This is a genomic window from Streptomyces sp. NPDC101237, assembly GCF_044767465.1.
Classification (GTDB): domain Bacteria; phylum Actinomycetota; class Actinomycetes; order Streptomycetales; family Streptomycetaceae; genus Streptomyces; species Streptomyces gramineus.
The window spans coordinates 94,993-120,980 of sequence record NZ_JBIWNY010000028.1 but is presented as its reverse complement, the minus strand read 5'-3'; the positions used below and the strand labels follow the sequence as shown (position 1 = coordinate 120,980).

24 protein-coding genes and 1 pseudogene are annotated in these 25,988 nt (G+C 71.8%); 16 read left to right on the top strand and 9 right to left on the bottom strand.

The window, feature by feature from the left end; all coding sequences use genetic code 11:
- Positions 1–12: 12 nt before the first annotated feature.
- Positions 13–940: pseudogene (locus ACIRQ9_RS33230) on the bottom strand (AraC family transcriptional regulator).
- An 88-nt stretch (positions 941–1,028) separates the two neighbouring features.
- Here ACIRQ9_RS33230 and ACIRQ9_RS33225 point away from each other — a divergent pair.
- Positions 1,029–2,027: an SDR family NAD(P)-dependent oxidoreductase gene (locus ACIRQ9_RS33225; RefSeq protein ID WP_404181999.1), complete on the top strand. Its 999-nt coding sequence runs from the start codon at positions 1,029–1,031 to the stop codon at positions 2,025–2,027.
- Between the two features lie 45 nt (positions 2,028–2,072).
- Here the strand turns inward: ACIRQ9_RS33225 and ACIRQ9_RS33220 are convergent, their stop codons facing one another.
- Positions 2,073–4,139: a M48 family metallopeptidase gene (locus ACIRQ9_RS33220; RefSeq protein WP_404181958.1), complete on the bottom strand. Its 2,067-nt coding sequence runs from the start codon at positions 4,137–4,139 to the stop codon at positions 2,073–2,075.
- A gap of 77 nt (positions 4,140–4,216) precedes the next feature.
- Positions 4,217–4,747 carry a hypothetical protein gene (locus ACIRQ9_RS33215; protein ID WP_404181955.1) on the bottom strand — a complete coding sequence of 177 codons (531 nt, stop codon included), beginning with the start codon at positions 4,745–4,747 and terminating at the stop codon, positions 4,217–4,219.
- Between the two features lie 300 nt (positions 4,748–5,047).
- Between ACIRQ9_RS33215 and ACIRQ9_RS33210 the strand changes: the two genes are divergently transcribed.
- Positions 5,048–6,397: a PP2C family protein-serine/threonine phosphatase gene (locus ACIRQ9_RS33210; protein ID WP_404181952.1), complete on the top strand. Its 1,350-nt coding sequence runs from the start codon at positions 5,048–5,050 to the stop codon at positions 6,395–6,397.
- Between the two features lie 95 nt (positions 6,398–6,492).
- On the opposite strand, the gene ACIRQ9_RS33205 is transcribed toward ACIRQ9_RS33210, so the two are convergent.
- The 3 genes from ACIRQ9_RS33205 to ACIRQ9_RS33195 form a co-directional block, all read right to left on the bottom strand.
- Entirely contained in the window at positions 6,493–7,776 is a 1,284-nt protein-coding gene (locus ACIRQ9_RS33205; protein WP_404181996.1) for an MFS transporter, read from the bottom strand.
- Positions 7,777–8,009: 233 nt separating this feature from the next.
- Complete coding sequence (locus ACIRQ9_RS33200; protein WP_404181949.1) at positions 8,010–8,474, bottom strand: hypothetical protein; 465 nt, start codon at positions 8,472–8,474, stop codon at positions 8,010–8,012.
- Between the two features lie 56 nt (positions 8,475–8,530).
- Positions 8,531–8,908, bottom strand: coding sequence for a peptidoglycan-binding protein (locus ACIRQ9_RS33195; protein ID WP_404181946.1), 378 nt, complete (start codon positions 8,906–8,908; stop codon positions 8,531–8,533).
- Between the two features lie 372 nt (positions 8,909–9,280).
- Here ACIRQ9_RS33195 and ACIRQ9_RS33190 point away from each other — a divergent pair, with 372 nt between their 5' ends.
- A complete protein-coding gene (locus ACIRQ9_RS33190; protein ID WP_404181943.1) occupies positions 9,281–10,072 on the top strand; it encodes a peptidoglycan-binding protein in 792 nt (263 codons plus the stop codon).
- A gap of 32 nt (positions 10,073–10,104) precedes the next feature.
- Positions 10,105–11,001 carry a DUF2690 domain-containing protein gene (locus ACIRQ9_RS33185; protein WP_404181940.1) on the top strand — a complete coding sequence of 299 codons (897 nt, stop codon included), beginning with the start codon at positions 10,105–10,107 and terminating at the stop codon, positions 10,999–11,001.
- Between the two features lie 15 nt (positions 11,002–11,016).
- Here the strand turns inward: ACIRQ9_RS33185 and ACIRQ9_RS33180 are convergent, their stop codons facing one another.
- The gene (locus tag ACIRQ9_RS33180; protein WP_404181937.1) at positions 11,017–12,222 is read right to left on the bottom strand and encodes a cysteine desulfurase-like protein; all 1,206 of its coding nucleotides are present in this window, start codon (positions 12,220–12,222) and stop codon (positions 11,017–11,019) included.
- A gap of 238 nt (positions 12,223–12,460) precedes the next feature.
- Here ACIRQ9_RS33180 and ACIRQ9_RS33175 point away from each other — a divergent pair, with 238 nt between their 5' ends.
- Positions 12,461–12,781, top strand: coding sequence for a hypothetical protein (locus tag ACIRQ9_RS33175; protein ID WP_404181934.1), 321 nt, complete (start codon positions 12,461–12,463; stop codon positions 12,779–12,781).
- A 154-nt stretch (positions 12,782–12,935) separates the two neighbouring features.
- Positions 12,936–13,826: an NAD(P)-dependent oxidoreductase gene (locus ACIRQ9_RS33170; protein WP_404181931.1), complete on the top strand. Its 891-nt coding sequence runs from the start codon at positions 12,936–12,938 to the stop codon at positions 13,824–13,826.
- 153 nt (positions 13,827–13,979) lie between these two features.
- Here the strand turns inward: ACIRQ9_RS33170 and ACIRQ9_RS33165 are convergent, their stop codons facing one another.
- Positions 13,980–14,555 (bottom strand): TetR/AcrR family transcriptional regulator, encoded by a 576-nt coding sequence (locus ACIRQ9_RS33165; protein WP_404181928.1) that lies wholly within the window; start codon positions 14,553–14,555, stop codon positions 13,980–13,982.
- An 86-nt stretch (positions 14,556–14,641) separates the two neighbouring features.
- Between ACIRQ9_RS33165 and ACIRQ9_RS33160 the strand changes: the two genes are divergently transcribed.
- The 3 genes from ACIRQ9_RS33160 (at position 14,642) to ACIRQ9_RS33150 (ending at position 16,889) form a co-directional block, all read left to right on the top strand.
- A complete protein-coding gene (locus ACIRQ9_RS33160; RefSeq protein WP_404181925.1) occupies positions 14,642–15,511 on the top strand; it encodes an NAD-dependent epimerase/dehydratase family protein in 870 nt (289 codons plus the stop codon).
- 355 nt (positions 15,512–15,866) lie between these two features.
- Positions 15,867–16,097: a hypothetical protein gene (locus ACIRQ9_RS33155; RefSeq protein ID WP_404181922.1), complete on the top strand. Its 231-nt coding sequence runs from the start codon at positions 15,867–15,869 to the stop codon at positions 16,095–16,097.
- Positions 16,098–16,232: 135 nt separating this feature from the next.
- Positions 16,233–16,889 (top strand): hypothetical protein, encoded by a 657-nt coding sequence (locus ACIRQ9_RS33150; RefSeq protein WP_404181920.1) that lies wholly within the window; start codon positions 16,233–16,235, stop codon positions 16,887–16,889.
- 517 nt (positions 16,890–17,406) lie between these two features.
- On the opposite strand, the gene ACIRQ9_RS33145 is transcribed toward ACIRQ9_RS33150, so the two are convergent.
- A complete protein-coding gene (locus ACIRQ9_RS33145; protein ID WP_404181917.1) occupies positions 17,407–18,204 on the bottom strand; it encodes a winged helix-turn-helix domain-containing protein in 798 nt (265 codons plus the stop codon).
- 191 nt (positions 18,205–18,395) lie between these two features.
- On the opposite strand from ACIRQ9_RS33145, the gene ACIRQ9_RS33140 reads away from it, so the two are divergent.
- From ACIRQ9_RS33140 to ACIRQ9_RS33110, 7 genes are all read left to right on the top strand, one after another.
- On the top strand, positions 18,396–18,476 hold the full coding sequence (locus ACIRQ9_RS33140) for a putative leader peptide (protein ID WP_351327225.1): 81 nt from the start codon (positions 18,396–18,398) through the stop codon (positions 18,474–18,476).
- Positions 18,477–18,661: 185 nt separating this feature from the next.
- Entirely contained in the window at positions 18,662–20,299 is a 1,638-nt protein-coding gene (locus ACIRQ9_RS33135) for an ABC transporter substrate-binding protein (protein ID WP_404181914.1), read from the top strand.
- A 3-nt stretch (positions 20,300–20,302) separates the two neighbouring features.
- Positions 20,303–21,259 carry an ABC transporter permease gene (locus ACIRQ9_RS33130; protein WP_404181911.1) on the top strand — a complete coding sequence of 319 codons (957 nt, stop codon included), beginning with the start codon at positions 20,303–20,305 and terminating at the stop codon, positions 21,257–21,259.
- On the top strand, positions 21,256–22,104 hold the full coding sequence (locus ACIRQ9_RS33125) for an ABC transporter permease (RefSeq protein WP_404181908.1): 849 nt from the start codon (positions 21,256–21,258) through the stop codon (positions 22,102–22,104). Before ACIRQ9_RS33130 ends, ACIRQ9_RS33125 begins: the two co-directional genes overlap by 4 nt.
- A complete protein-coding gene (locus ACIRQ9_RS33120) occupies positions 22,101–24,086 on the top strand; it encodes a dipeptide ABC transporter ATP-binding protein (protein WP_404181905.1) in 1,986 nt (661 codons plus the stop codon). The genes ACIRQ9_RS33125 and ACIRQ9_RS33120 overlap by 4 nt, the downstream gene beginning before the upstream one ends.
- A 24-nt stretch (positions 24,087–24,110) precedes the next feature.
- Positions 24,111–24,935, top strand: a complete 825-nt coding sequence (locus ACIRQ9_RS33115; protein ID WP_404181902.1) for an alpha/beta fold hydrolase — start codon at positions 24,111–24,113, stop codon at positions 24,933–24,935.
- Between the two features lie 31 nt (positions 24,936–24,966).
- On the top strand, positions 24,967–25,980 hold the full coding sequence (locus ACIRQ9_RS33110) for a 2-oxoglutarate and iron-dependent oxygenase domain-containing protein (RefSeq protein ID WP_404181899.1): 1,014 nt from the start codon (positions 24,967–24,969) through the stop codon (positions 25,978–25,980).
- Positions 25,981–25,988: the final 8 nt, after the last annotated feature.

Genomic DNA, 25,988 nt, shown 5'->3' with positions numbered 1-25,988 from the left:
TCGCCGGGGGAGTCAGCCGGACGCGGGCGATGATCCGGAGTGCCGCTTGCGGTAGTCGCCCGGGGGCGTTCCGAGCACTCTCTTGAAGGCGACGCTGAGGGCGCTTTCGGACCCGTAGCCCACGGAGTGGGCGATGGCGGCGAGTGTCGCACCGCCGTCCCGCAACTGCCGTGCCGCGAGTTCGATGCGCCAGCCGGTGAGGTACTCCAGCGGCGCCTGGCCGACCGTGGCCTTGAAGCGGGCGGCCAGCGCGGAGCGTGACACCCCGGCGACGGCCGCCAGGTCGGCGACGGTCCACGGCTTGGCCGGATCGCCGTGCAGGCAGTCCAGCGCGTCGGCGACCACGGGATCCGCGAGGCCCGCCAGCCAGCCCTTCACCGCGAGCGGCTCACGTGCCAGATGCAGACGCAGTACGTGGACGAGCATGACGATGGCGAGATGCTCCGCCACCACGGAGGAGCCCATCCGCCGATGGCTCATCTCCTGTTCGATCGCCGTCAGCGCCCACCGCACCGACTCAGCGTGCCGGGTCCCCGCCGGCAGGTGGACCACCGGCGGCAGCCTGTCCAGCAGCAGCTCCTGTGCGCGCGCCGAACGAGAAGCCCCCGCCGATCAGCAGCACGTCCTCACCCTGGCCCGTCCTGGCCACGCCGTCCTCGGCCCGGCCGAACACGACGCCCGCGGGGACGGGGAAGACATCCGGGGCGCTGCGGAGGGTGAAGGGACGACCACGGGTGAGGAGGTAGCAGTCGCCCTGCGCCAGTTGGATCGGCTCGTCGGCGCCGTCGACCTCCAGCCGGCACGAGCCGCGCCGGACGGCGTTGAACTTGACTCCGTCGGGTGCGTCGAACCGCACGGCCCAGGGGCCCCCCGCGACCAGCCGCGCGGACAGATGGCTGCGCGTCTTCAGCAGAGTCAGCACGTCCTCAAGGGGATCCATGACGACTCCGCTTCTGGACGATGGCTAAAGATTTCGGGACGCTCGATGATAGAACGTGCGGAACGCTCTTCGTAGCGTGGGACGCGTGATGACGAACTCCCCGGCCGACCGGCCCACCAGCACTGCCGACTCCACCCTCCTGACCACCCCCTTCCCGCCCCGTGCCACCGCGGGGGAGGTGATCGCCGGGGTGGATCTCACCGGTCGGCGCGCGGTGGTCACCGGCGGCGCGTCGGGCCTCGGTGCCGCCACCGTGCGCGCCCTGGCGGCGGCCGGCGCCGAGGTCACCATCGCCACCCGGCGCCCGCGGTCCGCGGACCCGGTCGTCGAGGAACTGGCGGCCGTCGCCGGTGCCGGCCGAGTCCGCGCCGCGGCCCTCGACCTGTCCGACCTGGCCTCGGTCGACGCCTTCGCGCGAGCCTGGCGCGGACCTCTCGACATCCTCGTCGCGAACGCGGGGATCATGGCCCTCCCCGCGCTCTCCCTGACCCCCGCCGGCTGGGAGATGCAGCTCGCCACCAACTACCTCGGCCACTTCGCGCTGGCCACCGGTCTGCACGCGGCGCTGCGCGGCTCCGGATCCGCCCGCATCGTGGTCGTCAGCTCCGGCGCGCACCGGAACGTGCCTTTCGACTTCGAGGATCCGCACTTCGCCCGCAGGCCGTACGACTCCTGGACGGCCTACGGTCAGTCCAAGTCCGCCGACGTCCTGCTGGCGGTCGGGGCCCGCCGCTGGTCGGCCGACGGGATCACCGCCAACGCGCTCAACCCGGGCTACATCCTCACCAACCTGCAACGGCATCTCGACGACGACACCATGCGCGCGTTCGGCGTGATGGACGGAGACGGAAACCTGACGCCGCTGCCGTACTACAAGACTCCCGAACAGGGTGCGTCCACCTCTGTCCTGCTGGCGGCCTCGCCACTCCTGAACGGCGTGAGCGGCCGCTACTTCGAGGACAACCAGGAAGCGCGAGTCGTCGAGAAGGACGAGGACACGCCGGGTGGGGTCGCCGCCCACGCACTCGCCCCTGAGGCCGCGGACCGCCTCTGGGAGTACGGCACGGACGCCCTCCGGCGCGGCTGACCGCGGTCACGACGACAGAGCGGCGGCCCTCACGACACGGGTACGTCAGCGATCCGGTGGCGGCATCCGCTCGCCGCTCGGCCGCGTCCGCAGCGCGTGCAGTCCCGCGTGGACCGCACACGCCGTCAACGCACCCACCGACGGCAGGGTGAGTCCCAGGAGCACGTTCTCCGGGCTCGGCAGGGTCGCGCACGGGCCGGCTCCGAGTGCGCAGCTTCCGAACGCCTTCATCAGCAGGAACCAGCCGAGGAGTGCCAGCGCCCCGGCGGCGTAGGCGGCGAGCAGGCCGCGCACGACCGGCAGCGGCGCGTAGTCCCGGGTCGCCCACAGGGCCGCCGCGATCTGGGCGGCCAGGATCTCCAGGAGCAGGCCCCAGAAGGTGAAGGCCCCGAGGAGCGCGATGAGGACGCCTGCCGCGGCGGCGACGAGACCGGCGGGGACGCCCAGCCGCACCAGGGGTCCGGCGGCCGGCCGGAAGGGGCCGAAGCCGGTGGCCGGCCGTCTGCGCGTCGCGCGCCGCGCGACGTACTGGCCGGCGATCGGGAGCAGCGTCGCCGTCCCCACGAGCGGCGTCAGGGCGGACCCCGCGACACCGATGGACAGGGTGAGGAAGTCGGAGAGGAAGACCAGCGCTCCGGGAGTGTGCGGAGACTCGAAGGATGCCGCGTACAGCGTCAGCGGCGGCAGTTGCATCAGATAGTCGAACGCGGGGGCCAGGCCGATGGCTGACGCCCCCAGGACCGCGGCGGCGACCAGCCGCGGCCGGTGCCCGCGGATTGACACCGGGGCCCACGAGCGGGTCACCGCCGCCAGCCACCCCGTCGTGGCCGCCCCGCACAGGACGACCAGCCCCGCGTAGGGGACGAGTAACGTCAGCCCCCTTCCGCCGAGCATGACCGCGCTGGACGCGCCGGTCGGCGACAGCAGGTGCATGCCGCCGGCGCCGAGCGCGAGACCCAGGCCGGCGTACCGCATCCCCGTCGCACCGGCTGCTCCGGGCGTTCCTCGCCACAGGGCGGTGCCCGTCGCGCCGACCAGCAGCACGGACGCCGTGGTGGCGGCCAGCGCCTCGGTGCCCGCACCGGCCTGGCTGCCGCCGCCGATCGGCCCCAGCTCCAGGAAGTCGTAGAGGAACGCCACCGTGGCCCCCACCGCGCAGAAGTCCCAGAAGCCGGCTTCGCCGGGCAGGCGTTCGTCCCTCAGCGCCTCCGCACGCTGCGCGGCCGTGGGATGGACCCGCAGCAGCGCGGAGCGCCAGCCGGACCGAGGCGCGGACGACAGGCCGTAGACGTGGAACAGCCGTCGGAGCGAGGTGGGGGATCCCTCCCAGCTCCGCACGCGCGCGTCGGCGTACAACTCCCTGCTGCGCAGGACCGAGTTCTTGAGGAAGGCGGCCAAGACCGCCAGCAGGCCCGTGCGGACGGCATGGGTGAGGTCGGCGGCGGCCAGTTCCGGCCCGAGGAACAGGCTGCCCGGCACGGCGAGGACCGCGAACGCCAGCAGCGGCGACCCACTCATCCGCCACACGATGAGGGTCAGGAAGGCCACGTCGAGGTCCCGGTTGCGGATGTGGGCGAGCTCGTGCAGCACCACCGTCCGGAACGCGTCCTGGTCCCGCGTGAACAGCACCAGCAGCCCACCGCTCAGCACCACCCGCCGCCGCCCCACGCGCCCGAACGCGACGGCGTCGACGCCGGGTTGGAGGGGCTCGGCCAGGAAGGTGACCGGCGATCCCAGCCCCGCTGTCCTGGTCAGCCCCTGCAAGTAAGCCGACAGCTCCGGCATACCGGTCAGCTCCCGGTAGCCGCGCCGGCGCTCGCGCCAGACCGGCAGACAGACGTAGACGCACCCGACGCCCAGCAGCAGGAGGGCGGTCACCGCGACGGTGACCGCCCACGACGTGCCCGCCCGCGGATCGTGACAGTCGAACACGAACGGCGAGGAGCCGTCGCCGGACGGCACACCGTGCGCGCGCGCCGCTTCCTGGGTCGCGAGGGTCGCGCATCGGTAGTAGGCCCGCACCCGCCGCACGTCGACCGAGGTGAGGGCCATCGACGACACGCCGTTGACGAGGGTCGCCGACGCCGTCGTCACGGCCGTGATCAGCAGCACGAAACGCACGGTGGTGCCCGAGGGGAGGCCGAACGGTTCGTCCTCCCGATTCACCTGCCTGGCTGGGGCACCTGCCGTCACGGCCCGGAATCCTCCGGGCCTCCTACCGTCCCGCCGGGATCGACGGGACCGGCTGCGGCGACGGTGGCCAACTCCGCGACGATGGCGTCCGCGATCGCCCCGGCCTGCTCCTGCGGCACCCGCAGACGCAGCGCCGCCTGCCCGGCGACCTGCCGCACCTGTGTCAACTGCTCGGCGGACAGCGGCCGGAGCGTCACCGCGGGTGGCGTGGCCGCGGCTCGCCGCCGTCCGAACCCGAACCGCACGCGCCGTCCCACGGCCTCGGCGGTCCGGTCCGCGGCCTGCTGGGCCAGGTGGTCCAGCACCTGCACCGCCGCCGTGAGCGCCGTGGCGCTGAGCAGCGCGGCGACCGCCTCCAGTCCGATTCCGAGCGGCTCGTCGCGCCGCCCGGCGACGAACGCCGGCGACGGGGGAGCGCGGTGGAAGGCCTCCGCCGTCAGGGCGAACTGCGGTAACTCGTCCGGCGCTACGGCCTCCACCGCACGCCGCGCGAGTCGGGTCGCCAGCGCCTGGTCGTACTCCCGCATGTCTCCTGTGCCCTCCCCTCCCCAACGGTCCGTCCGTGACACTCTGCCCCTCGCAGGCCCCTCGAACGCGTGGTTACGCGGTGACGGCACAACCGGCGGTTGAAGAACGCACCGATCGCGGCGTTTTCCGCAGCGGAGATCACTGAGGTGACCTCCCCGTCGGGGTGGAGCGGAGCGGTGTGTCCCGGGGCCGATGTCGGGCACGCGGCGGAGGAGACGCGCCCTCGAAAGGAGGATATGACCAGGGTGTGGGCCGGGGGCTGCGACGCTTGGCCCGGTGTCGGTGTCCTTTCGCACAGCATGGGTGGGTTCTCAGTGACGGGCGGCTCGGGCCGTGCGCCCCGCAGAGGGATGCGGCTGGGGACGGAATTGGCGCAGATCGCCGAGCAGCTCGTCGTCCTGGCACGCGGTCAGAACCGGCTGCACGAGCTGTACGAGGCGGTCATCAGCCGGGACCAGAACCTGTCCGACGTCCTGGAACTGATCGTCCGCACGGCCATGGACCTGGTCGGTGCCCGCTACGGCGCTCTCGGGGTCCTGGACGACTCGGGCGAGCATCTGCGCGAGTTCATTCCGATCGGCCTGTCCGACACGCAGGTACGCGCGCTGTCGGGCACGGGTCTGCCGACCGGGCGCGGGCTGCTCGGCTACCTGATCGCCCATCCGGAGCCGATCAGGGTCAAGGACATCGCCGCCCATCCCGCCTCCGTCGGCCTGCCGACCGGGCATCCGCCGATGCGCTGCATGGTGGGGGCCGCGGTCAGTATCCGGGGGCGCGTCTACGGCAACCTGTACCTCTGCGACCGTGAGGACGGGCGGCCGTTCGACGCCCATGACGAGGCCATGATCGCGTCGTTCGCCGAAGCCGCGGGACTCGCCATCGACGACGCCGCTCTGATGCGGCAGACGCAGATGGACGCGGAGCGCTTCCAGCGCATGCTGCTGCCCCGGCTGACCGACCTGCGCCCCCTGCTGAGCGCCGCCGTCTACCGTCCCGCCGTCACTCCCCGGCACATCGGCGGCGATTGGTACGACGCGATCCGGCTGCCCGGCGGCTCAGTCGCCGCCGTCGTCGGCGACGTCGTCGGCCATGACCTCCAGGCCGCCGCCGCGATGGCACAGACCCGCAACATGCTGCTCGCCCTCCTCCACTACGACCCCGCCGCACCCACCGCCGGGATCCTCACCGCCTTGGAACGCACGGTCGAAGACCTCACCGCCAACCCCGTCACCACCCTCTGCCTCGCCCGCTTCGAACCCGACGCGAGCCCGGACGGCTCCGACACCGGCCTCTTCAGGATGCGGTGGAGCACCGCCGGCCACCCACCCCTGCTCCTGCTCACCCCCGACGCACGCCCCCGTTTCCTCTTCGCCCAGCCCGACCTCCCCCTCGGCGTGGACAGCGCCGTACGGCGTCACGAGCACACCCGCTCGCTGCCTCCCGGCGCGACGGTGATCTTCTACACCGACGGCGTCACCGAACACCCCGGTCGCTCCATCGAGCAGACCATGGCCCGCCTGGCCGAACAAGCCGAGCGCCTTGAACACCTTCCTCTTCAAGATCTCGTCGAGACGCTGGCCGACCGGCACCCCAGTGACGGCCACGACGACATGGCCCTGCTCGCCATCAGAACGCCCGCGCTCGGGTAGGGCCCGCCGGTGACGTAGACGTGGAGTGCGCAGCGTCCGCGTGTGCAGCTCCTCGCTCGTGCCCGCCGTTCCCCCTGACCGTCCGAGTGCCGACCTCAGTGACCCGAAGAAGCGTCCGCTGCCGGGGACGGGCCCGCCGTCGTCGCGGGTGGTGGAACAGGCGCGGTGGCGGTACGCGGCTCCCGCCAGGGCAGGAGCAACGCGCTTGCCATGCACAGCAGTCCGGCGATGAGCAGGGCGCCCCGTACCCCGGTTGCGGAGGCGATCAGACCACCGGCGATCATGAACACGGCCTGGCACGACTTGGAACCGACGGACCACGAGGTGCCCACGCGGGACATGAACGCGTCGGAAGTCGCGGCCATGCGGTAGGTGGTGAACGACGGGCCGAAGACACCGGCGGAGAGGAGCAAGCCGAAGTCTGCGGCCACGATGACGCACACGCCGAGGGCGCCGGACGGTGTCAGCGGCAGCAGGACCGTCCACAGAGTGCGCGCGACGCCGGACAGCAACAGCACGCGACGCTGCCCGAGACGCCGCGTGAGCGGCGGGGCCAGGCGTGAGCCCAGCACGCCACCCAGGCAAGGCAGTCCGAGAGCGAGTCCGTACTGCCACGGTGCCAGGCCGAGGTCGTTCAGCATGAGGACGGCCATCAGCGGCGACGTCATCATGATGGATCCGCCGAAGAGCAGCGCGTTGAAGAACAGTGGCCGCAGTCCCGGGTGCCGAAGGAGGTACCGCCAACCTGCGGCGATGTCCCGCCCCAGGTGAGAGTCGGCGGCGCGGGTCGGCGGCGCGGGTTCGGGCTGCTCGACGCGGCGGATGCTCAGGGCCGATCCGAGGAAGGACAGTGCGTCGACCACCGTCGTGGCAGCTGCGCCCAGTGCACCGATCAGGAGCCCGCCGACCGGCGGCCCAGCGCTCACGCAGATCCAATTGGTCGTCTCGAACAGGCTGTTGGCGCGAAGGCGGTGCTCGGGCACGACAAGGGCCTTCACCTGCGCACCGCTCGCCGCGTCGAAGGCGACGGAGGCCGCCGTCTGCACAACGCCGACCACGCACAGGTGGGTGAAGGTGAGCCGGTCGAAAGCCATGGCGGCCGGAATGCTCGCCAGCACCGCACACCGGACCAGATCGGCGGTCACCATCACCGGGCGCTTGTACCGGTGTTCGATGTGCACACCGAGCGGCAGCGCGATCACCCCGCTGGCCACCGCGGACAACGCGGCCAGCACAGAGACCTGGAACGGCGAGGAATCCAGCACCAGGAGGGCGATCAGCGGCAGGGCCCCCATGCCGACGGCACTGCCCGCCGCGCTGACCGCATAGGCGGCCCACAACCGCCTGAAGTCCTGTCCGAGCACGCTCCGCCGTCCCAAAGCAACCTCCGCGAGATGAAGCCGCTCAGCGTAGTCACCAGGTGATCGATTCCAAGGGTTACCGGCGGAGGGCATGACGAGGGCCGGCCGGCGGACGCCGTCGACGAGCGGGGGAGCCGGCCCCCTTCACGGGTCCGGCTCCCCGTGCCGGCGCCGGCGAGCGGTGGCTTCGGGCTCCTCGCCGGCTCGGCTCGGTCTGACCGACGCGGGCGTACGGGTGACGGTGTGTCTCGTCAGCCGTTGATCTGTTGCTCAGCCGAGCCGCAGTACGACGGTGTCGTGTCGTTCGAGCCGTCGACGAGGCAGACCTTGATGCCGACCAGGTGCTTGCCCTTGATGTCGCCGAAGGGGTCCCACACTTCCGGATCGCCGGCGTAGCCCTTGCCGTCGTAGTGCTTGTCGAGGTACGCGCCGTCGAGCCAGGCGTAGCCCTCGACACCGTGACCGTCGTCGCACAGGTCGTGTATCACGGTGTAGTCGTCGTTGTTTCCGCCGCCGGGTGCGCCCGGTCCGTAGTCGACGAAGTCGATGACCCCGCCGACCCCACCGCATCGACTGTTGTCGATGGTGTGGGCTTCGAAGCCGTCGGCCATGGCCGGTGCGGTGGCCAGGAACACGGCGCAGGTCCCGGCCGCGCCGGCGGTCAGCACCCTGTTCGCCCAACGTCCGGTGCGCTGCCGGCGTGTGTCTTCGCGCATCGATGTGCCTCCTGTCTCTGATGGCTGATCATTCGCCCGCGTCCGGTGACCGCGGGTCAGCTCGGACAGGCGGACCGCAGGGCCGCCCAGGTGTAGGTGCCGACGACGCCGTCGATCGACAGGCCGGAGTTGCAGATGCTGCGGTACTCCCGCTGGAACGCCAGGACGGCGTTGTAGGTGCCGTTCCCGAAGATTCCGTCGACGCCTCCCGCGCTGAGGAAGCCGCGGTAGTGGAGCTGGCACTGCACCTCGATCACGCGTGCCCCGGTGTCGCCCTTCTCGGTGAGGGCGGATCCGGAGTAATAGGTCTTGTTGCAGCTGTACACGGTCGCGGGCGCGGCCGTGGAGGCGGAGGCCGTGGACGCGGTGACGGCGAGCCCCGTCATGAGACCCGTCGCGAGGAGCGCGGCGGCGATGGACTTCTTGGCAGCCATGTGACCCTTCCTGGCTTTCGCTGATGAGCGGGGGATGCGGATGTTCATGTGCGCTGGTTTCCGAGGCACGGTGACCGACGGAGCAGGGGGTACGCGCAGCCTCCGCTGCCTGCGGCTGCCGTGGACCGGCCACACGAGCCTTTCGGAGCGGTACGACGGCTGCCACATCTGCCGGGTGTCCCGCGAAATCCCGGGACGTCTCAGCCCGTGACGTGCGGCGACGTAGGCCGTCATACGGTTTCTCGGGACGTCCCGCCGTGTTGTCCGGGCGTGACGGCGGTGGCCGGATTTCCGTCGGCGGCGCGCGGTTCCCGGGCAGAGGGGTCGCAGAGGCGGCCCTGCGTCCAAGAGACTGCTGTCCGGGGGGATGCGATGAGGTGGCGAGAACTTCCCGAGACCTTGGACCCTGACGGCCGGCGACTCGTGCAAGAACTAAGGCGGTTGAAGGACCACAGCGGTCTCACGCTCCACATGCTCCAGGCCAAGACGCCGTTCAGCGGTTCGTCGTGGGAGCGGTATCTCAACGGCAAGGCACTGCCACCCACCGCGGCGGTCGAAGCACTCGCCGGGCTGACGAAAGCGGAGGCCGCACCCTTACTGGCCCTGCAGGGCGCGGCACAGCGGTCTCGCGCCCGCACGGAGTGCCTCCCCGGAGAGCCCGCCGAGGAGTTGAGGGTCCGACGGGCGCCCGTTCCGCCCGACCAGCCGTCGGTTCCTTCCGCGAAGCCGGGGGAGGGCCGGAAGCATGAGCGGGAGCAGAGAGCGATACACGGCGTGGCCCTGTCCCTCGTCGGAGGCGCCCTGGTGCTGGCCGCTGTCGTTGCGGGGTGGTTGATCGCCGATCGCCCGGACTCGGCCGGGCCTCCTGCGGACAGTACGACGGGGGTGGGCAGGTACAGCTGCACGTACGTCCGAGAGGGAGAGCTGATGCTCGCAGGCAACAGCACCACCGACTCCCACACCGTGGGACTGAACAGCACGGGGCCGGACGTGGCGGAGGTGCAATGCCTCCTGCGCCGCCACCAGTTGTCGCCGGGTGATGTGGACGGCTACTTCGGGAAGCGGACGGAAGCACAGGTCAAGAAGCTGCAACAGCAGGACCGTGTTTTCCCCGACGGAATCGTCGGTGAGCGGACGTGGTCCTTGCTTCGCCACGTGGCATGACCGACTTCGGCAGCGGGAATGGAGGAGCGGCGATGAGACCCTCGCACAGGGGCAACCAGTGGAAGGCGCTGCCGCAGACGCTGCCCGCCGCATACCGGGATCTGGTCAATCTCCTGCGCCGACTCAAAGACCGCAGCAGTCTGACCCTGACGGAGCTGAGCCGGGCGATGGCCATCAGCACATCGTCCTGGGAACGCTATCTCAACGGCAAACAGTTCCCACCGCGGCAGGCCGTGCAGGCGCTGTGCGGGGCGACGCAAGCGAGTGAGGCGGACACACTGGCCCTCTGGGAGCGTGCCGACGCGGCATGGAACCGACGCGGAGGAGCCGAGATCGCAAGCGAGCCTCGGCCGGGCCGGAGAGCCGCTGACGGAGACGGACGGGCAACCGACGGGACGTCAAATGCCGCCCGTGGTCTGGGACATCGCATCCTGCTCGCCGCTTCGACTCTCATTACCGCGCGCCCGTGGGTCACGGCGACCGGAGTCCTCGTGCTGTGCGCGGCCATGGTCGTACCCGCCGCGGTCATTCACGCGTCCTACGGGACCGGCCCATCTGCCGCCACGCGGCCGCCCATCTGCCGCCTGCGCTCCTGCGAGGGCCGCGATCCTCTGACGACGGCCTGCGAGGACCCCGTGACCGTGCGCTCGGACACCATGGCGGACGGCACCCGACTGGAGATCCGCTTCAGCCCGAGCTGCCGGACCGGGTGGATACGCGGCTGGCCCACACACGGCGGTTTCCGCATCGCCGTCAGCGGCACCGACGGACCTCCGCAGGCCGTCACCGCGCCACCTGCCGCCCCCTCCACGGCGGGAGGGATGGTCACGACCCCCATGATCGCCGCCGCACACGCCACGGGACTGCGGTGCTGCTACTACCCCTCGGCCGGCCGACCCGGCCGAGAGTGTTTCACCGCGGCTTCCTGACCCAGCCGGCGTCGGTCATCCCTTCAGGAACGTCGTCACTCCCGCGACCAGACGCTCCACGTCCTCGGCGTCGTTGTAGGGCGACAGCCCCACGCGGAGGCCGCCGGTGTCTCCGAGGCCGAGGTGGCGGGAGGCTTCGAGCGCGTAGAAGGATCCCGCCGGCGCGTGCACGCCGAGCGTCCCGAGGAAGGGGTAGGCCTCCGCGGCGGGGCGGTCCCGGAAGGTGAGCAGGAGGGTGGGGGTCCGGTTCGCCGCCCGTGAATGGCAGTTCACCCCGTCGAGGGCGCACAGGGCCGACTCCGCGGCTTCACGGAGCGAGGTCTCGTGGCTCTCGATCGCCGCGTACGCCGACCGGAGCCGCTCCCGCCTGCTGCCCTCGCGGTCGGGAGCGATGTCCGCGATGAAGTCCACGGCCGCGGTGGTCCCGGCCAGTGCTTCGTACGGCAGGGTGCCGAGTTCGAAGCGCTCGGGGACGGCGTCGCTTGAGGGGGCGAGCTTGTCCGGACGCAGAGTGTCCAGGAGGGCGGGATCGGCCGCCAGGACGCCATGGTGGGGGCCGAAGAACTTGTAGGCGGAACACACCAGGAAGTCGGCGCCGAGGTGACGTACGTCGATGGTGTCGTGCGCGGCGAGGTGCACGGCGTCGACGTGGAACAGCGCGCCGGCGTCGTGGACGAGGGACGCGATCGCGGCGAGGTCGGGCCGGGTTCCGATCAGATTGGAGGCGCCGGTCACGGCGACGAGTCGGGTTCGCCGGGTGAGCAGTCCGCCCACGGCCTCCGGCGGCAGCTCACCCGTGGCCGGGTCGAACTCGGCGAAACGGACCACCGCACCGGCCCGTTCCGCGGCCTGCGTCCACGGCCGGATGTTTGCGTCGTGGTCGAGCCGGGAGACGACGACCTCGTCGCCCGGAGTCCACTGCGCGCTGAGGGTGCGTGCGAGGTCGTAGGTGAGCTGGGTGGCGCTGCGGCCGAAGACGATGCCGGCCGGATCGGCGCCCAGGAGATCGGCCATAGCGCGCCGGAAGTCGCCGACGATCCGCTCGGCGTTGATCTCGCCGAGAGCGACCGCGCCTCGCACCGACAGGGGCTCGGCGAGGGCGTCCGCGATGGCCTTGATGACGGGCGCCGGGGTCTGTGTGCCGCCGGGGCCGTCGAAGTGCGCGATGCCTGCTGTGAGGGCAGGGAACTGAGCGCGCAGGGCGCTGACGTCGTAGGTCACCGAGAATCCTCAGGTCGCGGGGCCGGGGCCCCTCCGGTCCAGCGCCGGGGGACCGCCGGTGCGGTGGCGCCCCGGCACGCTGGGAGCGGCCTGGGGCGATCATCGCAGAGGGATTCCCCCGGCGGCAGCCCTCCCCTCTCGGCATCACGACCGCGGCCGCGGTGACGGCGGACAGGCTGCTCGCGTTGTTCCGGAATGCGTAGGAGGCCGCGGGGGCGCCGCCGTGTCCGGATGCGTGGTGGACGCAGAGCGCGGCGAGCACGACGAGGATGCCGGTGACGCCGATGAGCAGGACCCGGTTGACACGGTCGGCGGTCCTGAGCCCGACGACGTTGATGAGGGTGGCGAGGGCCACGTTGATGACCAACCAGGCCCGTTCCGGCACGGCCGGGAACTGGGCGTGCAGGTAGATGGCCTGCAGGAGCCAGGCGACCATCGGCAGGAAAAGAGAGTCGAGCAGGAGGGCCCACCCGGCGAGGAATCCGACGCGGGAGTCGAGTTCCTTGCGGACCTCCCGATCGGCGCCGTCGACGGGACCGCCGTGCACATCGCGATCTGACGGCCGCGCCCCCACCAGGGCGCGCGGCAGCTCATGAGGATCACGAACTCATAGGATGACCGAATCGTCCCCTGGTCTCACCAAGCGGAAGAACAGCAGTCCTTGGGGCGGGGGCGGTAACGGCAGCAGCAACGACTGAGAGTGCGGTAATTCCTTGACCTCGCGCATAGCCCTCGTCGGTGCCGGCCGCATGGGGACACCTCTGTGTGGACGCTTCGTTTCGGCAGGTCACGTGGTGGCCGCTTGCGATCTGCGTCCCGAACGAGAGGCAGTGGTCCGTGCGTTGGGCGCGGAATGGGCGTCCTCCGTGGAGACCGCCGCTACCGGAGCGGATGCCCTGGTCACCGTGGTTCCTGGACCAGACGAGGCCGCGGCCGCCCTGCCGGATGCCGTGTTCGCCGCTCTGGCCCCCGGGGCGGTGTGGATCGACATGACGAGCAATGCTCCAGCCAGGGCCGGGGAGTTGCGGCAACGAGCCGGTGCACACGGCGTCGATGTGCTCGAAGCTCCCATGGGAGGCAGCCCGGCAGACGCCGAACAGGGGCGCCTGCGGCTGTTCGTGGGGGGTCCCGCCGACGTCCTCGACCGGTGCCGACCGCTGTTGGAGGCCGTGACGACGCCGGACCGCATCCGTCACATGGGCGGCCCGGGAACCGGCTACACCGCGAAACTCCTCATCAATCTCCTCTGGTTCGGACAGGCCGCGGCAACCGCCGAGGCACTGCTGCTCGGGCACCGAGCGGGCATCGACCTCACTGCTCTGCACGACACGCTGGCCGACAGCGCGGCAGGCAGCGACTTCATCCGCCGTGACCTGCCGTCCCTGTTCGCCGGGGACTACCTTCGCTCCTACGGGCTCGACCGTATACACGACCAGCTCAGGGTCATCACCGAGCAAGCCCATGACCTCGGCACCCCGCACGAGATGGCCGACACGGTATTGCGCATCCACCGCCAGGCCCTGGAACGCTTCGGCCCCGTGGACGGCGAACTCCTCGCCGTAGCGCTGCTGGAGGAGATCGCCGGTACCCTGCTGCGCCCCTGACCGGTCCGGGACAGGCCTCGGCCCTGGCGGCCGGGGCGCGGAGGCTGGCGTCCGGCCTCCAGACCACCCGGTCGCGACGATCGCGGCGGTCATCTTCACCCGTGCCGCGCGCGGCGCCGCGTGGCCGACGGCGGCGCCTCCCGGCCGGGCGGGCTACGCGAGCGTGGACATGGCTGTCTTCAACTCGCCGAACACCTCTCGCGCGTACTCGACGAGGGTCCGCGGATCCGCCGACGACGTCCACCGGTCGAAGGCGCCGTAGAAGGCACGCGAACCCAGTTCGGCCGCGAGAGCGGCGACGAGTTCCGAGACGCCGCGCGTGCGAAGCGCCTGCGTCATCGCCTCGGAGAGCGCGGCCCGCTTGGAGGCGGAGCGTTCCCGAAGTTCCGCGCTGCTCGCGATGACCGTCCGAAGCCGTCGTCCGATGTCCCGCCGGTCCTCTGTGAACGAGGAGGCGAGTTCGTCCAGCGCCAGGCCGACCATCTCAAGGGGCGTGGCCGATTCGGGCGCCTCGGCGATCGCGTCGCTCGTGATCCGGCCGTGGATCTCCTGCCCGGCGAACAGCACCTCGCGCTTGTCGGTGAAGTGCCGGAAGAACGTGGTCTTGGTCAGCCCACCGGCCCGCTCGGCGATCTCGTTGACCGTCGTCGCCTCGTATCCCTGCTCCGCGAACAGTTCGACCGCGGCGCGGACCAGCCGTTCCCGTGTGTTCGGTTCCCATCGAGCCATGAGAGTCATCTTAGGTGATGTGACTTGGTATCGTCACAGTGCTACGGTGACGATACCAAGTCACATCACTCTCCGGGGAGATTCTCATGCGTGTCTTCGTCACCGGCGCCAGCGGTCACATCGGCTCCGCCGTTGTCCCTGAGCTCATCCACGCAGGTCACGAGGTCGTCGGCCTCGCCCGTTCCGACGAGGCGGCCTCGGCCGTCACGGCGATGGGCGCCGAGGCCTGCCGCGGGAACCTCACCGACCTCGACGGCCTGCGCGCGGCCGCCCGCGACGCCGACGCGGTCGTCCACCTCGGCTTCCAGCACGAGGGCATCGCGTCCGGCCGCTTCGCCGAGGTCGCGGCGCAGGACGAAGAGGTCGTCCACGCGATCTGCGGCGAGCTCGTCGACACGGGCAAGGCCTTCCTCGGCATCGGCATGGGCCGCGTCGAGGACCTCGTGAACCACCCGAATCCCCGCGCCAAGGTCGCGCTGGCCATCCACGGGTACACCGAGCGCGGCGTACGCACCGTCCTGGTCGCGGTTCCCAACGTCACGCACAGCGAGCGCGACCGGAACGGGTTCATCCCGCAGTACCTCCGGATAGCCCGCCAGACCGGCGTCGCCGGCTACGTCGGTGACGGTTCCAACACCTGGGCCGCGGGCCACACCCTCGACGTCGCCCGCGTGTGGGCGCTGGCGGTGGAGAAGGCCCCGGCCGGTTCGCGGGTCACCGGGGCCACCGAGGCCGGCGTCCCGGTCCGTACGATCGCCGAGTCCGTCGCCCGCCACCTGGGCATCGAGGCGGTCGGCATGTCGGCCGAGCAGGCTTCCGAACACTTCAAGGCCTTCCCCTTCATCGGCATCGACGTCAAGATGCCGAACGAGGACACTCGCGAACTCCTCGGCTGGGAGCCGTCCCACCCCACGCTGCTCGCCGACCTCGACGCGGGCTTCTACTTCCAGCGCTGAGCCGCCGGGAGGCATGCCCCGGCGGCTGACCCGCGACAGCCGTCTGACCTCGCCATCGCCGATCTCCCGCTCAACTCGTCCGCCGTGGTGGCGGCCGGCACGGGTGAAACCAGTAACCGGACTGCAAGGCCAGCAGGCGGTGCAGGACGAGACGGCGTTCTGGAGATCTTGCGGGCATCGACTCGACGGGTCGAGTGGGCGCAACGTCTCGCTGAGCGTCGGAACGAAGGCAGCCGTCCTGGCGAGGACGAGCGCGACCCCCAAGGAATCGCACGGTGGCGCACTCGACCCGGCCCGTAAGCGTCCCCCACCTCGGCAGGGCTTTGCCGTGACGGGGTGGGGGCAGGATGGCGGCATGAGCGAGAAGCGCCCTTGGCATCGTGCAGAGTTCACCCAACCGCCCGTCCCCGACTTCGACTTCGAAGCCGCCTCCGACGAGGGGATCCGCTTGTACTGTCTCCGACGGTCGCGGGCCTATCTGGCACGTGCGGAGGCGGCGGACGCGGTGATCGGCAATGACGGCCCGCTGGAGATCGCGGCCCAGTACGCGATCATCGCCCAGGCATTCCGGGAGGATCCGGCCTAGAGACGCCTTGTCGAGCTCTGGTTCTCGTTGCGGCGGTCCGTCCGGCCGTGTTCCCGAAAGTAGGGCGTCGGAGACCGAGGGTCGTAGCTCCCGTCGGCGCCTGACGCCCGGCCGAGCGGGCAGTTGTGGAGGCGGGTGGGCTACATCTACATCAACGCCTACTTCGGCTCCTTCCACCTCGACAGCTTCGCGATCGGCTTCAGTACCTTCGAGCTGATCGTGCGCAGCCTGCGCCTGGCCACGCTGCCCACGTTCGAGGTACTGGCCCTGATCCTGTTGATGCCTGGTCTGTTGCGCCTGCTTGCTCTGCTCCCGGTCCAGGACCGGTATCTGCGCGGAGTGCGGCGCACCGGTCGTGCGATCGCCCGCGCGCACATCGCCGTTGCAGTGTCGGGCGTCCTGCTCATGTTGCTGTGGCGCTGGATCCAGCCCAACGCCTGGGTCGCGCCCTCGCTGGTGGCGGTCGGACTGCTGTTGGGGCGGACGCGGGCCGCGACACCCGTGCGAGCGGCACACGGTCCGGCGTGGGAGCGGACCGGGGCGCTCGTGGTCTCTGGCCTCTTCTTGATCTGGGCCGTCGCGCTGGTGGCCGGACAGTTGGGCCGGCAGGACGCCGGCGGCGACGCCGGCCAGCTCGTGCGGCGGGTCGCCGTGGTCGTCGTCAGTACCGACCGCCTCAGCATGGTCTCGCCCGGGGTCGTCTACGAGGATCTCGGACCGGCACGCGCTACCGCTACCGCTACCGCTACCGCTACCGCTACCGCTACCGCTACAGCGGACTACGCCTGCTGATAGAACGCGACCACCGCTACTACATGGTCTCGCTCGGCTGGCGCAGGGACATCGATCCCACGTTCGTCTTCAAGGACGACGACAGTGTGCGCATCGAACTTCGAGCGGGGACCCAGTCGCCCGGCTGAGGCCGCCTACGTGGGATCGTGCTCGCTCTCCGCTCTCCTCGGCAGTCACGGGTATGACGTTTTCTTCGCGTCTTGGGCGGGTCCCTGGATCGACGTCCCCTGCCTGACGCCAGACTTCGCGGCTGCACCGGAGCGGGCCTCAGCACGACGCTTTGGAGGCTGGGGGACGCATGCACAGGGGGATGCTTGGTAATGAACCTCGAAGAATTCGCAGCCCGCTGTCGATCCGGCATCCGCGCGCGGCTCGACTGGACGGGCCCGGCAGAGGCCTGCGCAGAGATCCGAGTGGAGTACTTTGCGGGGGATGAGGCAGAGACTGTCGGCGTCGGCAGAGGGGCACAGCCGCTCCGCCCGTGACGCGGTCGGCGTCCGATCTGGCCGGGGCGCGGTCATGCGGGATCGGCCCGCCGCGGGATCGCGCGCAGTCGGAAACCCACGCCCCGTTCCGTGGTGAGCAGGGCTGCCGCGCGTGGGCCCAGCTTGCGCCGGATCCGGTGGATGTGCAGATCGACGGAGCGGCTGCGGCTGCCCGCCCACTCTCCCAGCCCCGAGCGCAGGTCCTCCCGGGTGATGACCCGGCCGTTGCCGCGCAGCAGGGCCGTCAGGAGCCGGAACTCCAGCGGGGTGAGGGCGATCGGAGCGCCGTCCACCAGCATGCGCTGTCCGCCCGGGTCGAGGCTGATCGGGGACGGCGTGGACGCCACGTACGAGCCGGGCATCGTGCCGCCGGGCACCACCGGCAGGCCTGCGTCGCGCCACGCCTCGTAGCCGCCGATGATGTCGGTGGCCCGCATGAGGCCGAGGTCGTGCAGTCCCGCGGCGGCCATGCTCGACATGTAGCCCTGGGAGCACATGATGACCGCACGCACGGAGTGGTCGGCGGCCTCCTCGATGCGCCACGCGCTGCACGGGTCGAGCCGCCATTCCAGCACGTTGCGGTCCATGACGAGGGAGCCCGGTATCTCGCCTTCCGCCCGCCGCACCAGGTCCGCGCGGACGTCCACCAGCAGGGCCCCGGCGGCGAGTTCACCCGCCGCGTCCTCGGGGGTGAGCCGGTCGAGGCGGGCGCGGGCCCGGGCCAGCAGGTCGTCGATCGAGGAATGGGCCGGGGGACGGGATAACGGGATGCCGCTCCCGAGGTCAGAGCCCGGCAGGCCTTCGCGTCGGACGTGCGCGGGTGACTGCATCGGGGGCAACTCCTGAGTCGTGCCTCGGGGACGGCCGGTGGTCGTCGGAACCGGGGCGGCGACAGTCGGCCGCGGGGCGGGTGGAGTCGGTCATGCCGGAAGTCTACGAGCGCAATTTTGCGGGCGAGTTTCTCGATTCTGAAACAAGTCCCGCATTGTCCGGCGCCGTTCCACGCTGTTATCAATGACTCGTGACCGCTGACACGTTGCTGACCCGGAGGATCCACGTGGATCTCGCGCGCGTCGCCACGTGCGCCTGTACGCAGCGCTGACTCGTCCGGCCCCGCGCACCGCGCCGCTCCCGTGACGGGCCCAGGCCCTTCCGGCACCTCGCACCACACACCTCACCTCGCGCATCCCACCTCGCACTTCGCCCCGGCACCCAGTCTGCTCCGCCCACGTCCGCGTACAGCTCCCCACGGCTGTGCCGTGCCGTCGGTCATTCCCTGGAGAACCCATGCCTGCATCCGATGACGGCGCGCCGAGCCAGCACTGGCAGGACGTCCTGCCCGCCGGACCCTCCCGACGCGGCTTCCTCACCGTGACCGGAGGCGGCGCCTTGGCCGCCCTGCTCGCGGCCTGCGCCCCCGGCGGCACCGACGACTCGCCGGCCGGAGCGACGGCCGCCGCCACCGGCCCGGCCAGGCGCGGCGGCACACTGCGCGTGGGCACTCCGCCGCCGCCCACCGCCGTCGACCCGGTCACCGCGTACGACGGCACGGCCATCGCGCTCTACCAACTGGTCGCCGAGTACCTGATCTGGCTCGACAAGGACTTCAAGCTGGTGCCGCGGCTGGCCACCAAGTGGACCTCGGACGCGACCGGCCGCGAGTGGACCTTCACCCTGCGCGAGGGCGTCACCTTCTCCGACGGCACGAAACTCGACGCCGCCACCGTGCAGGCGTCGTTCGACCGGCTGCTCGACCCGAAGAGCAAGTCGGCGGCTCTGTCGGCCTTCGACACCGTCCTCAAGGCGGGTGGCGTGCGCGCCCGGGGCGAGTCGACGGTCGTCTTCACCCTGGAGCGGCCGTTCTCCGACTTCCCGTACCTGGTCTCCGCCGGCAACTACAACGCGGTGATCCTGAAGAAGGACTACGACGGGGACTTCACCCGGCACGGCATCGGCACCGGCCCCTTCACCCTGAAGTCCTACGACGTCTCCACGGGCGCCGTCCTCGCCCGCAACCCGGCCTACTGGGACAGCCCCAAGCCCTATCTCGACGGCGTGGACGTCAAGTTCTACGCCGACGACCAGGCCGACCTCGTCGCCCTGCGGTCCGGCGACATCGACGCCCAGTTCCTCAGCAGACCCGCCCTCGTCGAACCCCTCGCGGGCAGCGGGAGCATCGCCGTCGACAAGGTCAGAGGCACCGGCGTCACCGTGCTCACCCTCCGCGTGGACAAGGCGCCCTTCGACCGCAAGGAGGTGCGCCAGGCCGTCGCCTACGCCCTCGACCGGCCCGCCGTCCGCCAGGCCGCCGGCAGCGGACTCGGCGACCTCGGCAACGACCACCTGTTCGCGCCGCTGTTCCCCGCCGCCCCCACCGACATCGCCCAGCGCGCCCGGGACAAGGCCAAGGTCACCGAACTCCTCAGGTCGGCCGGCGTGCAGAACCTGCGCTTCACCCTCACCTTCGACCCGCCCAACAAGGACTACGCGGTCACCGTGCAGAGCCAGTTGAAGGAGGTAGGCATCACCGTCGACCTCGACCAGCGCTCCTCCAAGGAGTTCTACGGCGGCGACCAGACCAAGGACACCCCCTGGCTGTTCACCACCGCCAACCTGGTCGGCTGGGCGGGCCGGCCCGTGCCCAGCCAGTTCATCATCCCCATGGTGAAGACCGGCGGCGTCTGGAACGGCTCTCAATACTCCAACAAGGCCCTCGACGCGGCGGCCGATGCCTACGACGCGGCGACGACCGACACCGAGCGCCGCAAGCAGGCCGAGATCATCGCCCAGGCCCTGCACGAGGACGTGCCGATCGTCGTCGCGTTCTGGGGCGGCGCGGCCCGCGCCTACGACAGCGGCAGATTCCGGGGCGTCCAGGCGCACCCCAGCCAGTACGTCGACTTCAGCACCGTCTCCCGGATCTGACCGATGCCCCGATTCCTGCTGCGCCGCCTCGCGGCCGTCCCCCTGACCCTGCTGGCGGTCTCCCTGCTGGTCTTCCTCGCCACCCAGGTGCTGCCCGGCGACGTGGCCCGCACGGTCCTGGGCCGGGAGGCCACGGACGGATCGGTGCGCGCCCTCAACCACGAACTCGGCCTGGACCGGCCCCTGGTGATCCAGTACGGCAGCTGGCTCGGGCACTTCGCCACCGGCGACTGGGGGACGTCGTACACGCTGCACGTGCCGGTGCGCGAACTGCTCCTGGAACGGCTCGGACACTCCCTGTTCCTCGCGGTGTTCGCGTTCGCGCTGCTGGTCCCGGTCGCCCTCACCCTCGGCGTGATCGCGGGGCTGTACCACGGACGGGTCCTGGACCGGGTGATCACCTCCACGACCCTGGCGCTGGGCGCCACACCGGAGTTCGTGACCGGGGTCGTCCTGCTGGTCGTCTTCTCGGTCCAACTGCGCTGGCTGCCCGCGTCCGCGCAGACCCGGCCCGGCGCCGACGGCCTCGGCCAGACCCTGTGGCACCTGCTGCTGCCCGCGGTCTCCCTCGTCCTGGTCTGCACCGGCTACGTCGCCCGGCACGTGCGCGCCAGCACGGTGGCCGTCGTCGAGGGCTCCTACGTCCGCGCCGCCCGGCTGCGCGGCACCGGCGAGGCGCGGATCGTGCTGCGGCACGTGCTGCGCAACGCGACCGTGCCCGCCACCAGCGCCCTCGGCGTCCAGTTGCAGTACCTGCTCGGCGGCATCGTCGTGGTCGAACTGCTCTTCAACTACCCCGGAGCGGGAGCCCTGCTGCTCCAGTCGGCCCAGGACAAGGACCTGCCGACACTCCAGGCGAGCGCCCTCGTCCTGGGCGCGCTCTACATGCTGGTCGTGCTGCTCGGCGACCTCGTTCACCGGCTGCTGGACCCCCGGATACGGCTCGGAGGAGCGGCGTGAGCACCGTGTCGATCACCCTGCGGCCGCTGGGCCGCTCGGGCCGCCTTCCTCTGGCCTCCGCCGTGGGAGCCGCCGTGATCCTCCTGTGGGCCGCGGTCGCCCTGTTCTGGCCGCACCTGGTGCCCTACGCGCCGGACGTGCAGCGCCCGCAGGACCGGTTCCTGCCGCCGGGCGCCGGACACTGGCTGGGCACCGACCAGTTCGGCCGCGACGTGTTCTCCCGTACCCTCGCCGGGGCGCGCCCCGTCCTCGCGGTGGCACCGGCGGCGACCGCCCTGGCCGTCCTGGCCGGCACCGTGATCGGACTGGTCACCGCAGGGGTGGGCGGCTGGCTGGACGACGTGGTGATGCGGATCGTGGACGCCGTCGTGGTCTTCCCCGCCGTCATCGCCGCGGTGCTGTTCGTGGCCTTCCTCGGCCGGTCCACGACGGTCCTCGTCCTCGTCGTCGCGGCCGCTCTGACCACCCTGGTCGCGCGCAGTGTGCGGGCGGCGACCCTCGTGGAGCGGGGCAAGCCGTACGTCGAGGCCGCCCGGCTCCGCGGCGAGCCCCTGTGGTCGCTGCTGGGCCGCGAGATCCTGCCCAACGTCCGCTCCACGGTGTACGTCGAGGCGACCTCGCGGCTCGGCGACGCGGTGTTCGCGGCCGCCACCCTCTCCTTCCTCGGCCTCGGGCAGCCGCCCGGCTCACCGGAGTGGGGCGCGGCCGTCGCCGACAACCGGGTGTGGCTCGACAACGCGCCCTGGACCGTCCTCGCCCCCGCCCTGGCGATCGTCTCCCTGGTGGTCGGGGTCGCCCTGGTCGCCGACACCTCACGGCGGGCGGCGGGAGGTGCGGCCTCGTGAGCACCGACGAACAGGGGCTGGTGGTCGAGGGATTGAGCGTTGCGTACGACCGCGCCCAGGTTCTGCACGACGTGTCGTTCACCGTCGCGCCGGGCGAGATCTTCGGCCTGGTCGGCGAGTCGGGCTGCGGCAAGTCGACGCTGGCCTACGCGCTGGCCCGCCACTTCGCGCCCGGCGGACAGGTGCTCGGCGGCGGCGTGCGGCTGGACGGAACCGACGTCCTGGCGCTGCGCGGGCGGCGGTTGCGGGAGTGGCGGGCCTCCCGGCTCGCCTTCGTCCACCAGGACGCGGCGGGCTCCCTGGACCCGACCATGCGCGTCGGCCGACAACTCGCCGAGGTGCTGCGCGGCCGGGGCCTCACACGCCGGGAGCGCGGGCGACGCGCCGTCGACCTCCTGCGCACGGTCCGGCTGCCCGACCCGGAGCGCCTCGTGCACCGCTACCCGCACCAGTTGTCCGGCGGCCAGCAGCAGCGCGTCGTGATCGCCGCCGCCCTCGCCGTACAGCCCCGCCTGCTGATCCTGGACGAGCCGACGACCGGCCTCGACGCCTCCGTGGAGCACGAAGTGCTCGGCCTCCTGGCGGAGTTGCGAGGCAGGCTGAACGCGGCGGTGGTCTTCGTCAGCCACGACCTCGGCCTGATCGGCCGGATGTGCGACCGGGTCGGCGTGCTGTACGCGGGACGCCTGGTCGAGACCGGACGGGTCGGCGAGGTCTTGGCCGCCCCCGCCCACCCCTACACCGCCGGTCTGCTGGCGGCCGTCCCCGTCCTCGGGATCACCCGGAGCGAACGTCCGCTGCTGCCGCTGCCGGGCAGGCTGCCGCTGCCCGGCGATACCACCACCGGCTGCGCCTTCGCACCGCGCTGCGCACTGGCCGAGGACGCCTGCCGGACCGCCGAACCCCCGCTGGACACGGGGGCCGTGCCGGGCCGGACGGTGCGCTGCCTGTACCCGGGGCGGGCCGCCGTGACCGCCGTGGCGGCGGCGCTGCCCGGGCCGCCCGGGAGGCCTCGGGAGGCGGCCGCCCTCGTCGAAGTGCACGACCTGGTCCGGACGTTCGGGAGCACCGTCGCCGTCGACCACGTGGACCTGACCGTCCGGGAGGGCGAAGTCCTCGGCCTGGTCGGCGAGTCGGGCAGTGGCAAGACCACCCTCGCCCGTGCCGTCGCGGGCCTGGCCCCCGACGGGGAGGGCTCCCTGCGGCTGCGGGGCACCCCACTGCCCGCCCGGCTCGCCCGCCGCGCCCCGGATCAACGCCCGCGCATCCAGATGGTCTTCCAGAACCCGGACGCCTCCCTCAACCCCAGCCACACCGTCCGCACCATCCTGCGCAGAGCGCTCACCACCCTGGCTGCCCCCTCGGCCGCCTCCCTGGACGCCCTTCTGGACCGCGTCCGCCTCGACACCGACCTCCTGGACCGCAGTCCGGACCGCCTGTCCGGCGGGCAGAAGCAGCGCGTGTCGATCGCCCGCGGCTTTGCGGGCCGCCCCGACCTGGTCATCTGCGACGAGCCGGTGTCCGCGCTTGACGTCAGCGTGCAGGCGGCGGTACTGGAGGTGCTGGCCGGTCAGCGGGACCGCACCGGCACGTCGTACCTGTTCATCTCCCACGACCTCGCGGTCGTCGGCTACCTCGCCGACCGGATCGCCGTCATGTACCGAGGCGTGATCGTCGAGGAGGGACCCGCCGCCGACGTACTGCGCGGCCCGTCGCACCCGTACACGGCCCTGCTGGTCGAGGCGGCCGCGCGTCCGGTGGTGACCGGCACGCCCGACGCGCCGGACGGCGCTCCGGCGCGAGCGGGCGGCTGCCGCTTCGCCGACCGCTGCACCCGCCGGATCGCCGGCCTGTGCGCGGACGTGGCGCCACCGGAGCGCGACCTCGGCGCCGGCCACGTCGTGCGCTGCCACCTCGACCCGTCCGACCTGCCCGCCGGAATCCCCGCCACCGCCGCGCTCGGCGCGGCCGACCCGCTGTGACCCTTCTCCGCCCTGGGAGCCCCCATGACCACCAGCACCGACACCGGCACCGCCGCCGAGGAGTTCGCCGACCTGCCGAACGCCCCCGTCATCCAACGCCGTTGGATGACCGTGGTCACCGGCGGCCACGTCGGCGGCGTCTTCTGGCACCCGCAGAAGCCCGCCCTGGTCCTGCTCCACGACGCCGGTGCCAGCGCCCGCGCCTGGGACGACGTCCTGCTCGCCCTGGACCGACCGGCCGTCGCCCTGGACCTGCCCGGGCACGGCCGCTCCAGCAGGCGCGTCCGGGGCGACTACCGGCCCCGCCGGCTTGCCGCCACGCTGGAGGAGGCCGCCCGGTCGTTCGCGCCGACGGACGCGCCCCTCGTCGGGTTCGGCTTCGGCGCACTGGCCGCGCTCGCCCTCAAGGCCAAGTTCCCGCACAGCGCCGGACGGCTCGTCCTCGTCGACGCCCTGCCCGGCACGCTCTCCCCGGGACTGCGGCTGTGGCCCACGCCCAGTCCCGAGTTCGCCACCCGCGAGGAGGCGGCGGCCTGGCTGGAGGAGCGCGGCGCCGCCGACGCGGCCCGCACGGCCCGGCTGGAGACGGAGCGGGCCGAGGACGGCACCTGGTCCTGGCGCCACCACCTCGGCAGCCTGCCGCCCGACGCACCCACCGACCTCGACGACGAGACCCTCTGGGAACAACTCTCCTCCGTCCCCAGCCCGTTGCTCGTCCGCACCGAGGGCGGCCCGCTGGACGCGGGGGCCCTCGACCGGTTCCGCACCCGGGTACCCGACGGCGACGTCGTCACCGTCCACCCCGGCCCCGGGGCGCTCGCGGACGTCCTGCGCCCCCTGACGCACTGAACCCCGAACCCACGACCACAGGAGTCCCGCCATGTCCGACGACATCCCCGCCATCGACCTCGCCGCCGCCCTCGCCGACGACGCTCCCGAGGAACTGCTCGCCACCGTGCGCCGCGCGGCCGAGACCCTCGGCATCATCCAGGTGGTCAACCACGGCGTGCCCACCGAGGTGATCGCCGGCTTCAACGACGGCTTCCGCCGCGTCCTGGACCTGCCCCGCCCCGAGAAGGAACGCCTGGCCAGCCCCACCGGGCACCCCAACCGGGGCTGGCGCCAGTGGCCCGACGACTTCGGCCGCCTGGAACTCGAACGCTTCAACATCGCCCAGTACGACGACACGCAGGAAGCCGAGGCCGCCGGCCTCTCCCCGGAACACGCCACCCTCTACGAGCACGTCAACGTGTGGCCGCCGCAGGAGCCCGGCCTGCGCGAGGCGACCCACCGCTACCGGGACGCGTTCGTGGACGTCGCCCGCCGCGTCCTCGCCCTGTACGCGCGCGTGCTGGACCTGCCCGCGGACACCTTCCCGCTCGGCGACGACGTCCACACCACGCTCGTCGTCAACAACTACCCCAAGTGGCCCTACGACAGCGCCTCCGACGAGGAGAAGCTGCTCCTGCTCGAACACGCCGACAGCTCCACGGTCACCGTGCTGCACCAGGAGGGCGACTACGCCGGACTCCAGGGCCAGCGCCCCGACGGCACCTGGACGCCGGTCCCGATCCGGCCCGACGCCCTCCAGGTGTTCACCGGCACCCTGCTGACCAACTGGACGGACGGCCGCCTGCGGCCGGGTCGGCACCGCGTGGTGGCCGGCGGCTCGGTGACCCGCCGCTCCTCCGCCGTTTTCGTGCACCCGGGCCTGGACGCGGTCGTGGCGCCGCTGCCGGCCTTCGCCGACCCGGACGGATCCGACTTCGAGCCCGTGTCGGTGTGGGAGCGCGCGAACGGCAACGTGGAAGAGTACCTGCGGGTCTTCGGCCGCCCGGAGCAGCTCGCCGCCTGGCGGGAGAGCCGCCCCTACGTCGCCGAAGTCATCTCTTGAGCGAGCCG